The organism is Flavobacterium chilense (genome assembly GCF_001602525.1).
GTDB lineage: Bacteria > Bacteroidota > Bacteroidia > Flavobacteriales > Flavobacteriaceae > Flavobacterium > Flavobacterium chilense.
Map to the genome: position 1 here is coordinate 221,844 of NZ_LSYT01000003.1, position 13,521 is coordinate 235,364.

Below are 13,521 nucleotides of genomic sequence, written 5' to 3' on the forward strand. Positions count from 1 at the left end.
TACCCTTTTTTAACCCTTTTAAAATAATGGATTCCCTAAAATACTACTGAAGATTTAAAAAATTTATCAGCAAACTGAGTAGGAGTTTCTCCGTACTTTTTCTGGAAGCATTTACTAAAGTATTTTGGGTTGTTAAAACCTACTTTATAGCTAATTTCAGAGACATTTAATTTGTTTTGCTCTAACAATTGAGCGGCACGTTTTAATCGTATTTCATGAATGAATTCGTTTGGTGTAAAATTCGTCCAGGCTTTTATTTTTAAAAATAACATGGTGCGGCTTACTCCTAATTCTGTACAGAAAAACGGAATATCAAATTGTTCGTTCGAAATGTTTTCTTCTACAATTTTAAAGGCTTTTTTTAATAGTTCTTCGTCCAGGGAAGAAACGGTTATTTCTGACGGAATGAAATTATCTTCGCTTGAGAACTTATTTTTTAAACGCTCGGTTGAATTCAGCAGGTTTTTAACCCGAAGTTTAAATTCGGTTAAATTGAACGGCTTACTAATATAATCATCGGCGCCGCTTTCGAGTCCTTCAAATTTATAGACTAGTGAAGTTCTCGATGTGAGCAGAATAACCGGAATATGGCTGGTTTTTAAGTTCTCTTTGATTTTCGAACACAGTTCAGTTCCTACCATTTCGGGCATAATCACATCGCTGATAATTAAATTTGGCACATGTTGCAATGCTTTTTCAAAAGCAACTTTTCCGTTTTCTGCTTCGATGATATTATAATCTTCTTTGAGTAAATTTTTCATGAACGATCGTAAAACCTTATGATCTTCGACAATCAAAATGGTTTGTTTTTCTTCGTTTACTACAAAATCATCAATATCTTCCGGTTCCGTAACTTCGGCTGTTTCCAGTTGGGCAGTATATTGATCGATATCGTCACTAATTTTAAAATCGGTAATAATTTCACTGTCCAGTAAATGCGCCCTGCCAAGCGGAAGCGTTACAGTAAACACTACACCTTCAGGTTTTTTATTGGTAACATCAATGCTTCCTTTATGCAGTTTTACAATGTTTTTTACAATCGAAAGCCCAATTCCGGTTCCTTTATTGTAATTTTTCTGAACGTTGTTGTGCATCGGAACTTCAAAAAACAAATCAAAAATTTTATCGATATGTTCAGGCGCAATTCCAACACCTGAATCTTCCACGGCTATAAACAGATTCTCGTTGTCGTGTGATATTTTAAGATGAATATTTCCGCCTTTTGGTGTGTATCTAAAGGCATTCGAAATCAAATTATAAAAAACACGTTCTAATTTATAACGGTCAAAATACACCGGAATTTCATCTTCAGCCGATTCAAAAGTATAATTGTAACCGCCGTCTTTAGCATATTCAATAAAAGATAAAAAGATTTCTTTGGTAAACTTTACAATGTTTCCTTCGGCAGATTCGAGCGTAACCTGATGATTTTCGAGTTTTCTAAAATCCATTAAACGGTTAATCAGGCTTAAAAGATGATTTGCACTGCCTTCGATCACCAATAACTTTTTGTACATTTCATTGGTCCCGTTGTAATTGGCTAATATTTGCTGTAAAGGGCCTAAAATCAAGGTCAATGGCGTTCTGAATTCGTGTGAGATATTGGTAAAGAAATCTAATTTGGCAAGATTGTTTTCTTCGATTCTTTTGGTTTCCAGATATTCTAATTCCAGTTTTTGTTTCAGTCTGGCTTTCGATTTCATAATCCAGATTAAACCGTACAATGCCAGACCAATTACAATTCCGTAGAATATAAATGCCCAGATGCTGCGCCACGGAGCCGGTTTTACAATAACGGTAAGAGTTGTGGGAACTTTATTCCAAACCCCGTCATTATTGGATCCTTTTACTTCAAAAGTATAAGTACCCGGATTTTGGATAGCAAAAATGGCTTCGGTATTTTTAGTGGTAGTCCAGTTGTTTTCCAGTCCTGTTAAGCGGTAACTGTATTCGTTATTTTTAGATCTGATGTAATTAGGAATTGCAAAATCTATAGAGAAATTAGCCTTATCATAATCCAGTGTAATAGTTTTGGTGTAACCGATGCTTTTTTCTAAAATGCCAACAGAATCATTTGGATGAATGGTTTCGTTTTTGATTTTTAGATTGGTAATTAAAACCTGCGGGGCATATTGGTTTAAATTGATTTTTTTAGCGTCAAAAAAAGTAGCTCCGGACGGACTTCCAAAATAGAATTTATTCGAATCCAGTTTCAAAGCCGAATTATCGTTAAATTCATTACTCGCCAAACCGTCTTTTTGATCATAAATCACGACTGTTTTAAGCGTTGTACTGTATTTTATAATACCCTGATTGGTACTAATCCATAAGTTTTGGTCATCATCTTCTAAAATAGAATGTATCGAAGTGATGACTGTATTGCCTGCTTTCAACTTGATTTTATTGAATTTTTTACCATCAAAATAATGTAATCCTTTTGCTTTTGTTCCAACCCAGATTTTCTTTTGACTGTCCTGAAACAAAGTCAGAATGTCATCGCCGGACAATGACACAGAATCAAAAAAGTAATGTTTTATGGAGTAGGTAGTAGGTGTCAGGGTATTTAACGGAATATAATTAAGCCCGTTTTGTGTGCCTACCCAAACTCCTTTTTTCTGATCGACCAATATGGTTCGAACAATATTATTGGTGAGATAATTGGGTTTTGTATTGTCATACCCGATAATTTCAAAGGTTTTTGCCGCCATATTGTAGCGAATTAAACCTTTACCAAAAGTACCAATCCAGAGTATATCATTGCCTTCTGCCTTGATCGAATAAACACCGGATTCTTTTAAAAGAGTGTTTAATTCGCCCGAAATTCTTTGATCTTCTATTCTTTTCGAATTGATATTATAAGCTGATAATCCTTTTGAAAAAGTACCAATCCATAAAATATCATTCGCGAGACACATCGATTTAATATCATTTTTAACTGTTTGCCCGCTTTTACTGTTGATATAACTGATGGCTTCGGTATTTCTGTTGAAAATTGTAACACCGCCACCTTCGGTCCCAAAATAAACATTCTGATTTTTGTCGGCAATTATCGAACTCACCACATCAAAACTCATCGGAATCTTTTTAGAATTCTGATTGTAATTGGAGAAATTGACATTCGAAATATCCCAAATGTTCACGCCTTTATAATAACAGCCAATCCAGACGGAACCTTTTCGATCTATAAATACCGATTTTACTTTGTCGATTCCGTTGCTGTTATTGCTATTGTTTATTTTCTGAATGCTTTTATCTTTTCCCAAAATATAAATTCCGTCGTAAGCGCCAATCCATAAAGAACCCTGATTGTCGATGGCAAGAGAACGAATATCAGTATTGATTTCGCGATAGTTTTCGGGAGATAAAAACGACACAAAAGCATTCGTTGTTTTATCAAATTTTAAAAGTCCTTTGTTTTTTGTTCCAACCCATAAATTGCCTGAATCATCTTCGGCAATAGCCTGAACATTTAACTGATCTACAGCATTTAGCGGATAATCTTTAAAAACATATTTCCCGTTTTTTCGGCTTGTAAGCAGGCATAAACCTTTTGTGGTTCCAATCCAGATTTCTCCTTTTTTGGTTTTTAAAATGGTAATAATATTATTGCTCGGAACCGTTGTAGGATCTGTATCTGAATGAAAAACCGATATAAACTGATTGCTTTTTTTATTATAAACCGTCAATCCTTTTGAAGTCCCAAACCACATTTCCTCCCCAATTTCTTTGATCGACCAAATGGCATTGCTGCTTATGGTATGATTGTTTTTGGTGTGCAGGTATCTGGTAAAAGTATTTTTTACAGGATCATAACAGTTAAGTCCGTTGTATGTACCAACCCAGATTTTACCTGTATTATCTTCTTCAATCGATAAAATATCGTTGTTGCTGATCGAATGTTTGTTGGTAACATCATTCCTGAAAATGGTGAATTTACTTCCGTCATACTTGTTGAGTCCGTCACGCGTACCAAACCACATTTGCCCAAATTTATCTTGATGAATAGCAATGACAGAACTCTGCGAAAGTCCGTCAGTAGTCGAGATATTTTTAAGGTGGTATTTATTTTGAGAAGATACATTCCCAAAAACAAACAGGATTACGAGAAAAGCTATTTTGTATTTCATAGCGTTGTTTTTTTAGCCACAAAGTCACAAAGCCACAAAGTTTATTTATTTGCTTTGTGTCTTTGTGCCTTCGTGGCAGGCTTAACTTATTTTAATCGTTTTTGCAATTGATAATCATACAACGAAGGAACTTTGTCCAGCGGTGTATTTAGAAACTCAATATAAGCATCAGGTTCATATTTTACTTCGAATTTGGCGTTTCCGTTCACGCTAATAATCCTGGCAAAAGGGCCGTCTTTCATTCCGTACAGTACAACCGGTTTTGTATCCGGTTTTTCAATCTGTACATTCAGGTTCCAAAAAGTACTGAAAGGTCCGTGTGAAGGTTTCCAGTAATCAGCGCCACCGCCGCCAAACAAAAGATAGTTGTTGTTCTTATCCGGAGTTATATGCACGGTTATGTGATCAAATAAATTTTGATGATTTGCTCCAGAATGCTGATCTAAAAGCGGATCTGTAAAAATTTCACAATCCTGATACACGTTTTTAGTCGCAAAGGTGTTAAAGCTTAACGGATGAACTGTTTTGTTGTAGATTTTTAGATTTTTAACCAAAACATTATGCACGCCTCCCAAAGTCACAGTATAATGTGCCATATGTGTTCCATCGGTCACAATATCCTGAACTGTTACATTCGAGATTTCTTCGGCGAGAATTCCGCTGTCGGCATTAGTGATTTTGACATCTTTGACCCAGCTGTTAAAAAGACGTGTTAAAAAGATTCCGTTATTGCCCGGTTCCACATGATGTGCCACTCTTGGAATATCAGGAAATGTAAAACGCAGGTGTTCGATTCCAACTTCATCTAAATGCTTCCATTCGACCAATTGAGCCTGATAACCCGGTTTGACCGAAATGGTTAAAGGTGTTTTGATGGTTATTTTAGAACCTGAAATTTTTGTGATTTCAACTTGTTGTCGTACGATAGGAAGTTTCGGGAATTTCCAATGATGAGAACCCGGTTTTACGTTAGCGCCTTTGTATAAATCTTTGATGATTTCGCCATTTTCACCATCTTTATTAAACAACTCCAATTCGACAATATCGCCCACTTTTAAGCCTTTTACTTCTGAAACGGTTATAATATGTTCGCCCATAGTTCCGGAACTTACTTTAGCCAAAGGATTTGGTGTAGGTTCGTATTGGTCCAGATACGATTTTACACGTTCGTTAGGAACCTGTGTCCAGATAAATCCGCCGGACCAGGCATATTGAGAGAAAGGCAAATCGACATTGTTTTCGGGTTCGCGTTGTCTTTTATCAAATGTGGTTAAATATTCCCTAAGTTCGGCTAGCGATTCAGGATCTTTAAGATACATCATAGGCCTTGGAAAATAGAGTTCTGTTCCATTTTCATCAGAACCTGCACCACGAAGTACAAAATTGCTTCGTTCGATATATAAAATTTCACTTAAAATGATACGTCCGGCAGGCAATTGCAAAATGACATTTCCATCTACCGCATTTGCGGCTTTTAGAGCTTTTAATAAAGCTTTTGAATCGTCTAAACCATCGTTGGCTTTTACACCATAATCTGTTGCATTGATAATTTTTCCCTGAGCATCAGGAAGTTTTTTTTCTCCAAAATGGTAACCGGCATAACTAAAATCAGGCAGGTAATTTGTTTTGGAATCCGTGAGTATTTTTGGTGTTTGCTGGCCCATAACAATACTACTTATAAAAAGGCCACAGGAAATAATAAAGGTTTGGGTATTCATGGTTGTGGTTATTTGGTTAGGGTTAGTTTAGGTTTGCCACGAAGGCACAAAGGCTCAAAGTTTTTTTTATTTCACGCAGATTTTAAAAGATTTAAGCAGATTACGCAGAGATTATTTATACTTTTATTAATTAAATCAGCTTAAATCTTTTAGAATTTGCATGAGACTTTTTCTAAATCCTTTTGTCACTTGCTCTTAAAATAAAAAGCTTTGAGCCTTTGTGCCTTTGTGGCAAAAACCTTTTATAAGCTTCTTTTAATTCCCATTTCAAGTCCGCGTAATTCAGCAAGACCTCTCAAACGTCCAATTGCTGAATATCCCGGATTGGTCTTTTTATTTAAATCATCCAGCATTTGGTGTCCGTGATCCGGACGCATGGGCAACTGGCTGTTATTTCTTTTTTCGACTTCAAGGATGGCTTTTACCACTTCGTACATGTCAACATTGCCTTCAAGGTGATTGGCTTCGTAAAAACTTCCTTCTTCATCTCTTTGCGTACTTCTTAAGTGAATAAAATTCATTTTATCGCCATGACGTCTTACCATTCCCGCCAGATCATTATCAGCTCTTACACCGTAGGAACCGGTACACATCGTGAATCCGTTTGATTTTGATTCGGCAGCAGCCATTAATTCTGTTAAATCTTCTTCGGTACTTACGACTCTTGGTAAACCTAAAATCGGGTAGGGCGGATCATCAGGATGAATCGCCATCAAAACACCTTTACTTTCGGCAACCGGAATAATTTGTTTTAAAAAGAAGAATAAATTTTGCTTCAAACTGGCTCTGTCAATATGATTGTAACCGCTTAAAGTAACCAGAAAATCTTCTACTGAATAAGCTTCTTCTGCTCCCGGAAGCCCTGCCAGAATGTTTTGCTGTAATTTTACTTTATCAGCAGCTGTCATGGCTTCAAAATAGGTTTTTGCTTTCTGAATTTGTTCTGTGGAATATTCTTTTTCGGCTCCCGGTCTTTTTAAGATATACAATTCAAAAGCAGCAAAAGCATTAATATCAAAACGTAAAGCTTTAGATCCGTCAGCCACTTCATACGATAAATCAGTTCTTGACCAGTCTAAAACCGGCATGAAATTATAGCAAATACATTTGATACCGCATAAGGCTAAATTTCGAATGCTTTCTTTATAATTTTCAATGTACTGAAGATAATTTCCGGTTTGTTTTTTAATGTCTTCATGAACCGGAATACTTTCTACAACGGACCATGTCAAGCCCGAAGCGCCTTTTTTAGGATCTCCGTCTTCGTGTTCAATTTCGACTTTTCGTTTAATAATTTCGTCAATTTCCCATACCTGCCCGTTTGGAATATGGTGTAAAGCTGTAACAATTCCGGTAGCTCCGGTTTGTTTAATATCTTGTAAAGAAACCGGATCGTTTGGTCCGAACCATCTTAACGTTTGTTCCATTTTGATTTATTTTATTGATGATGTTAAATACTGGTAGCAGCAAATCCGCCGTCTACTTTTAAGATGGTTCCGGTTACGAATTTTGACATGTCGCTGCATAAAAATAAAAGGGCACCGTCTATATCTTCAGGAGTTCCAAATCTTCCCATTGGGGTATGATCGATAATTTTTTCACCTCTTGGAGTTAATTTTCCTTCGGGAGTTAATAGCAGGGCACGATTTTGTTCGCCAATAAAAAATCCGGGAGAAATAGCGTTTACACGAATTCCTTCGCCGTATTTTGAAGCCAGTTCAACCGCCATCCATTGCGTAAAATTATCGATAGCCGCTTTTGAAGCTGAATAGCCAACGACTCTGGTTAAAGGCCTTTGTGCTGATGCTGATGATATATTGATAATATTTCCTTCTTTTTGTTTAGCAAAAAGTTCTGAAAATACTTGAGTTGGTAACATGGTACCAATGATATTCAAATCGACTACTTTTTGTAAATCTTCTGTTTTCATATCATAAACTGCCTGATCTGGCTGGATCGTTGCGCCAGGCATATTTCCGCCGGCTGCATTGATTAAAATGTCAAGACGACCGTATTTTTCCAGTATAAAATCTCTGGCTTTTTCAAGTTCTTCCTTGTTTAAAACATTTGCCTGAATAGCAAAAGCCTGTCCGCCATTGCTTTCTATTGTTTCTACTGTTTTATTGGCTTTTTCAATCGATTGAGAAACGATTCCGGTAATAACGCCCTGTTTTGCCAGAACGTTTGCAAAGTTGCTTCCCAATACTCCGGCGCCACCCGTAATTAATGCAATTTTTCCTTTTAGGTTAAATATTGAATTCATGTTTAGTTATATGATTTATATTGTTTTATCTGATTGATAGAAATCTTTAATTAGCGTCTTATGGTTTCAATTATTTCCAGTGCTTTTCTGGCTTCATTTTCTATTACTTCATAATCCTGCTCTTCTATACGCTTTTTGCTAATGAGGTTACTGCCCAAACCAACTGCAGAGGCTCCTGCTAAAAACCAGCTTTGAATATTGGCGTGGGTAGTTTCGACTCCGCCTGTGGTCATGAAAACCAATGACGGGAATATGTCTTTTATGCTGCTTAAAAATGCTGTTCCTACGATGTTTCCCGGAAAAATTTTAATCAATTTGATTCCCGCATTTTCAGCTGTTATAATTTCCGTTGGCGTCATGCAGCCCGGCGCGTACAACACATTCTTACTGTTTAAGAAATCAGCCACTTCAGGAACAAATCCGGGGCTGATAAGAAAATCGGCTCCGGCACTTTCGAAGTCTTTGGCTTGTGCCAGATTTTTAATGGTTCCAATGCCTAACAGCATTTCCGGCAATTCGGCATTTCGAACAGCGACCATTTTTTTGAAGTTTGATAATGCTTCTGAGCCTCTGTTGGTATATTCTACGGCTTTTATTCCCGCTTTGTAAAGCGCTCTCAGGATTTCAACACTAATCGTTTCGTCTGTGGTAAAATAGAGTGGAAGTATACCTTGTTTAGCGATAACATCAATGTTATTTTGAATTGTGCCCATGTTTTAAATTTTTACTTTAATAACAATCTTTTTAAGTGTTCCTTCGCCAATCATTGCTGCATGAACATCTTCGGGAAATAAAATCGCAAACTGTTTTTCCTGTAATTCAAAAAACATGTCGGGTTTGTCGTGAAAAAAACGAACATCTCTTTCGTCGCTGTAATCACCATTTGGACTAACACATTTTTCTCTTGGTTTCCAGGCAAAAGTTTCAGGGCCTTGTATCGAAATTTGTATGTCGATGTTTTTATCATGGCATTCAAAACCTTTAATGCTTTCTTCTCTTGTGGCACCTTCGCCTGCAATTACAATAACTTTTAATCCTTCGGCAATTTCAAAAGCTCCTTCTTCAAGAATGCTGATGTCATTTTGATTTACGTAATCAAAAGCTTTTTTAAAATTGGGATGAAGACCGAAATACTTTGAGGCGTTTTGTAATGAATCTACAATCATTTTATTGGGTTTTATATTTTGTTTTGTGTGTTTTTTATTTTTTGAATCCTGTTTTTTCAGAACATTTTCGTGTCATGATTTTAGTATAAAAACAGCTAAGTGTTACTTTATGTTTTGTGATCTAACTTGCTGGTTTTTAATTGCTTTTTGTGTTCTTTATATCGTGATGTCAGTTGTGTTCAAAATTGTTATATTTCTATTACATCATTGACATTCTTTATCTTATATCTAAAAAAGAAACAATTAGATAAAACATCATTTTTGGACTGTTTAATTCCCTTTTTTATTGACACTGAATCGCTCTTTTTTGTATTAGAAGCTAAAATCTTAATAATATTTTTGCCTGATGTTATGTTATTATGTCATACATGTGTATATTTGCGTGTACGCACACGGGCTTTTACAAATGTATATAAAAAGTTAAGTAAAACAACTTAAATTTGATAAAAAAGAATAATTGTCTGTACGTTATCGAAATCATTTAACTTAAAAATCATCAATATCATAACAATAAAAAAAATTGCCGAATTAGCAAACGTTTCTCCGGGAACGGTTGACAGAATTATCCACAATCGCGGGCAGGTTGCTCAGGAAAATGTAGATAAGGTGAATGCTATTATAGAGGAGTATGGTTATAAGCGAAATATTCTGGCTAGTAATCTTGCCTTAAATAAGAAATTTCATTTTGCAGTATTTTTACCTCAGTATGAAAATCTGGAATATTGGAAAAGCCAAATCGCAGGAATCGAAAAAGCAGCAATAGAATTTAGTAAATTCGGAATTGTGCTGGATTATTTCTTTTATGATTTTAATGTGGCTTCGTTTAAAGAAGCAGTAAAAAAAGTATTGAAATTTGATTGTGACGGATTATTGTTTGCACCGATTTTTTATGAAGAATCCGTTCGGTTTTTAAGCGAGTATGAAAAGAAAAATATTCCGGTTGTTATGATCGATTCCAATATCGACTCGAATATCGAACATGCTTATGTAGGTCAGGATGCTTTTCAAAGTGGATATCTTGCCGGAAGGCTAATCAGTTTTGCAGTTAAAAACGAAAGACAGGTTTTGATCTTTAAAATTACAAGAGAAATAGAAAGTACTTCGGTTTACTTACAACGTATCGATGGGTTTTATTCGTTTTTTAAAGATCACGATGAACTTACAAACTTTAAATTTTCAGAAATCACGATCAAAGATTCCGGAATCGATCAGCTCAATCTGGAAATGTTCAGCGGAATTAACAGCGTTTTTGTACCCAATTCAAGAGCGTATATTGTAGCGCGTTTTTTAGAACACAACAATATAAAAGGGGTTCGGATTATTGGTTATGATTTATTGAAAGACAATATTGAGTATCTCAATAAAGGCGTAATTGACTTTTTGATCAATCAAAGACCGGAAGAACAAGGATATATGGGGATTAATCATCTTTACAAAAAGCTGGTTTTGCAGGAAGATGCAGAACGCACCCATTATATTCCGTTAGAAATTATTTTAAAAGAGAATTATTTTCCTGCCAGGAAATGATTTTTTAATGCAGTGTTATTTAATTATAATCTCACAAAGACGCTAAATTGCAAAGTTTTTATCTTAGCAACTTAGCGTCTTTCAGATATTACTTCTTTACCTTAACGATCAACGGATTATTGATTTTTTTAGCAAAAGAGCTCAAATAGCTTTCCCATTCCTGTTTGGTTTGAAACGGACTTCCTTTTTTCCATCCAAAGCCTGTATAATAGATTGCTTTATTGTTTTTTACTTCGATATTTCCGTAAAGGTTACTTAAATCTTTATCAGTGGTAATATGATTATCGAAACTGTTTAACGTATTTTTTGGGGCAACAATTCCGGTTCCAATTTCAGAATCGTCAATAGGCTCCCAATGGCTTAACCAGCCTTCTTTCAGGTTTGTTCCAATAGTTCCTTTTTTATCATGAAGTGTTAATCCGGCAGCAATAGATTTTGTTCCGGTAATATGGATTTCAAAACGGGAAAGATAGCTTCCGTAGTCCAGGCTAATCAGTTTTGATTCGGTTATTTTATTTCCTTTTGCATCCCAATCGGCATACGTCAGGATAAAACTCGTTCTGACAGGGCCAGTAGTAATGGTTTTCCAACTGGTAAAATTCTTCGAAAAATAATAGTTGTTGTCTGCTTTAACGGCAATTCCGCCCACGCCACGGCTGTCTCCCACATGAAAATTATCCAGACCTTCTCCTGTATCTTTATGATATGTTCCGGTTCCGTTAGTGGCTTTTTCGTACCATTTATTGATAATTGGGTAATCGACTCTTTTAAGCCAGGCATCGATTCCGCTTGTTAAAGTTCCTCCGGCAATTTTATCTTCGACCATTTTTTGTGCTACAGGACCATAAGTTCTAAATGCTACTTTGTTGTTTTCCCATGCATAATCATCTGTTCGCTCCGGAACAAATCTCGAATAACAGCTGACCGTTTTTGATGCGGATGGATTTTCGGCAACTAAAATCTCAAAATCTTTATGCGATGAAGCATTTATTTTAGGCTGAAATAAGATTACATCCATAATTCCGTCTCCATCATTATCTACTGTCTGGCTTTCTAAAAAAGTATTGGTACCGGCTTCTTTTACAGCATAGTTTTCCAGTTTAACTGTAGTGGGTAATCTGAGTGACTTTTTGGTTAACTCAATAGTTTCAAATTCACGGTTTACAGGCAAAGAATTGCTTACTGTTATGATTTTGTTTTGAGCATGAATGGCAAAACTACCTGCCATAATTGCGGTGAATAGAATATGTTTTTTCAAAGCTTTGTAATTATTAATTTGATTTAAAAACACAATTGTTTTTTTGAATCATAAATGTACAAATCAAATCTAAGCTGAGAATCCGAAAATGGAGTAAAAAAGTACAACCTGTTCTTTTGTAGTATGTTAAGACTTTTTTTTAATGAAAAAGTCTTTAGATAAAAGTCTTTTTTGTGAGATAAATCAATGTTGTTTTTTGATTTTATTTAGTTAGTTTTCAGGTAGTTATACGTGGTTTTTAATCCATAATTTATTTGTTGCTTTACCAGTATTATTAACCCCTAAAAACAAATAAAATGGAATCAGAAAGCAAACTAGTTACAGGTACAAACAACATAACGGTAGATATTCAGATTGGTAGTACAAGAAGTGTGGATGTAGGAACCAACAACCCTAATTTGGAAGTTAAAATTTCAAATGAAGGACCTTCTAATAATGTCATAATTTCTGCAACTGCAAGACGATATGAATTGAGAGCAGGTCAGCAAAGCACCTTTAAATTAGGTGATTTGACAAATCGAAGTGTTATAATTCTTCAAAATGATGGAGGACAACCTGCTAAAGTTCAAATCTCCTGGTAAATGTTTTAATTCAGAAAGAAATCCATGCGCTGTTTTGTATGGGTTTCTTTTAAATTTTAAACCACTTTAATGATTTCTTTTTTTTATCAGTTTTCTGAGATAGGCAGGCGGGTTTAAAAGGTATTATTTTAATGATGCTGTAACTTCTTCTTTTATTTTTTTGTAATTTACATAACGCGTAATCTCTATCAGGTTATGGTATAATTAAATGTAAATCAACAATATGATTAAATGTATTATTTTCGATTGTGATGGTGTTCTGGTTGATACAGAAAAAATTGGTAACGGAATTATGCTTTCAATGGCTGCCGAATATGGTTTTAAAATGAAATTAGAAGACGCTTACCGCGATTTTAACGGCCGTAATTTAAAAGAATGTTTCCTGCATATCGAAAATGCTATTGGCAAAAAACTTCCGGATAACTTTGAATCTGAATATCGTAAAAAAAGCTTTGAAGCTTTTAAAACTCAGGTGCAACCTATGGAAGGAATAATTTCGTTTATTGAAAAACTAAAAATTCCATATGGTGTGGCTTCGAGTGGTCCGGTGGATAAAATCAGGCTGAATCTTGAAGTAGCAGGTTTACTGGATAAATTCGAAAATAAAATATTCAGTTCTTATCAAATTAATTGCTGGAAACCCGATCCGGGAATTTTTCTGCACGCTGCAAAAGAAATGGGATTTGAAGTAAAAGACTGTATCGTGATTGAAGACAGCAAAGCAGGAGTAAAGGCAGGAATTCAGGGTGGATTTAAAGTTTATGGTTTCACGAACGGCTACAATAATGAAGATTTAGAAAAAGAAGGAGCGATTCTTTTTGATTCTTATGAGCAATTGAGTGAGATGCTTCAGCTTTAAAATTTATGCCAGAAGAAGCTTC

The 13,521-nt window shown here is 35.4% G+C and carries 10 protein-coding genes; 3 read left to right on the forward strand and 7 right to left on the reverse strand.

What is annotated here, in order from left to right; all coding sequences use genetic code 11:
* Positions 1 to 35 precede the first annotated feature (35 nt).
* The 6 genes from A4F88_RS10285 to A4F88_RS10310 all read right to left on the reverse strand — a co-directional run bounded on the left by A4F88_RS10285 (position 36) and on the right by A4F88_RS10310 (position 9,274).
* A complete protein-coding gene (locus tag A4F88_RS10285) occupies positions 36 to 4,127 on the reverse strand; it encodes a two-component regulator propeller domain-containing protein (RefSeq protein ID WP_068842525.1) in 4,092 nt (1,363 codons plus the stop codon).
* An 86-nt stretch (positions 4,128 to 4,213) separates the two neighbouring features.
* Positions 4,214 to 5,845, reverse strand: a complete 1,632-nt coding sequence (locus tag A4F88_RS10290; RefSeq protein ID WP_068842526.1) for a hypothetical protein — start codon at positions 5,843 to 5,845, stop codon at positions 4,214 to 4,216.
* A 242-nt stretch (positions 5,846 to 6,087) separates the two neighbouring features.
* Positions 6,088 to 7,272 carry a mannonate dehydratase gene (gene uxuA / locus A4F88_RS10295; RefSeq protein ID WP_068842527.1) on the reverse strand — a complete coding sequence of 395 codons (1,185 nt, stop codon included), beginning with the start codon at positions 7,270 to 7,272 and terminating at the stop codon, positions 6,088 to 6,090.
* Between the two features lie 23 nt (positions 7,273 to 7,295).
* Positions 7,296 to 8,108 carry an SDR family oxidoreductase gene (locus A4F88_RS10300; protein ID WP_068842528.1) on the reverse strand — a complete coding sequence of 271 codons (813 nt, stop codon included), beginning with the start codon at positions 8,106 to 8,108 and terminating at the stop codon, positions 7,296 to 7,298.
* Positions 8,109 to 8,158: 50 nt separating this feature from the next.
* Positions 8,159 to 8,821: a bifunctional 4-hydroxy-2-oxoglutarate aldolase/2-dehydro-3-deoxy-phosphogluconate aldolase gene (locus tag A4F88_RS10305; RefSeq protein ID WP_068842529.1), complete on the reverse strand. Its 663-nt coding sequence runs from the start codon at positions 8,819 to 8,821 to the stop codon at positions 8,159 to 8,161.
* Between the two features lie 3 nt (positions 8,822 to 8,824).
* Positions 8,825 to 9,274, reverse strand: coding sequence for a NanQ anomerase/TabA/YiaL family protein (locus tag A4F88_RS10310; RefSeq protein WP_068842530.1), 450 nt, complete (start codon positions 9,272 to 9,274; stop codon positions 8,825 to 8,827).
* Positions 9,275 to 9,793: 519 nt separating this feature from the next.
* Here A4F88_RS10310 and A4F88_RS10315 point away from each other — a divergent pair.
* The gene (locus A4F88_RS10315) at positions 9,794 to 10,801 is read left to right on the forward strand and encodes a LacI family DNA-binding transcriptional regulator (protein WP_082815744.1); all 1,008 of its coding nucleotides are present in this window, start codon (positions 9,794 to 9,796) and stop codon (positions 10,799 to 10,801) included.
* A gap of 88 nt (positions 10,802 to 10,889) precedes the next feature.
* Here A4F88_RS10315 and A4F88_RS10320 read toward each other — a convergent pair whose 3' ends face one another.
* Positions 10,890 to 12,059 carry a DUF4861 family protein gene (locus A4F88_RS10320; RefSeq protein WP_068842658.1) on the reverse strand — a complete coding sequence of 390 codons (1,170 nt, stop codon included), beginning with the start codon at positions 12,057 to 12,059 and terminating at the stop codon, positions 10,890 to 10,892.
* Positions 12,060 to 12,355: 296 nt separating this feature from the next.
* On the opposite strand from A4F88_RS10320, the gene A4F88_RS10325 reads away from it, so the two are divergent.
* Together A4F88_RS10325 and A4F88_RS10330 are read left to right on the forward strand one after the other, a co-directional pair.
* Positions 12,356 to 12,640: a hypothetical protein gene (locus tag A4F88_RS10325; protein ID WP_068842532.1), complete on the forward strand. Its 285-nt coding sequence runs from the start codon at positions 12,356 to 12,358 to the stop codon at positions 12,638 to 12,640.
* Between the two features lie 223 nt (positions 12,641 to 12,863).
* Entirely contained in the window at positions 12,864 to 13,499 is a 636-nt protein-coding gene (locus A4F88_RS10330) for an HAD family hydrolase (RefSeq protein ID WP_068842533.1), read from the forward strand.
* Positions 13,500 to 13,521: the final 22 nt, after the last annotated feature.

What these genes read in the sequence shown, in the direction of transcription:
- A4F88_RS10290 (WP_068842526.1), bottom strand. Translation starts at nt 5,845, where the DNA reads ATGAATACCCAAACCTTTATTATTTCCTGTGGCCTTTTTATAAGTAGT.
- uxuA (WP_068842527.1), bottom strand. Translation starts at nt 7,272, where the DNA reads ATGGAACAAACGTTAAGATGGTTCGGACCAAACGATCCGGTTTCTTTA.
- A4F88_RS10325 (WP_068842532.1), top strand. Translation starts at nt 12,356, where the DNA reads ATGGAATCAGAAAGCAAACTAGTTACAGGTACAAACAACATAACGGTA.
- A4F88_RS10300 (WP_068842528.1), bottom strand. Translation starts at nt 8,108, where the DNA reads ATGAATTCAATATTTAACCTAAAAGGAAAAATTGCATTAATTACGGGT.
- A4F88_RS10285 (WP_068842525.1), bottom strand. Translation starts at nt 4,127, where the DNA reads ATGAAATACAAAATAGCTTTTCTCGTAATCCTGTTTGTTTTTGGGAAT.
- A4F88_RS10330 (WP_068842533.1), top strand. Translation starts at nt 12,864, where the DNA reads ATGATTAAATGTATTATTTTCGATTGTGATGGTGTTCTGGTTGATACA.
- A4F88_RS10305 (WP_068842529.1), bottom strand. Translation starts at nt 8,821, where the DNA reads ATGGGCACAATTCAAAATAACATTGATGTTATCGCTAAACAAGGTATA.
- A4F88_RS10310 (WP_068842530.1), bottom strand. Translation starts at nt 9,274, where the DNA reads ATGATTGTAGATTCATTACAAAACGCCTCAAAGTATTTCGGTCTTCAT.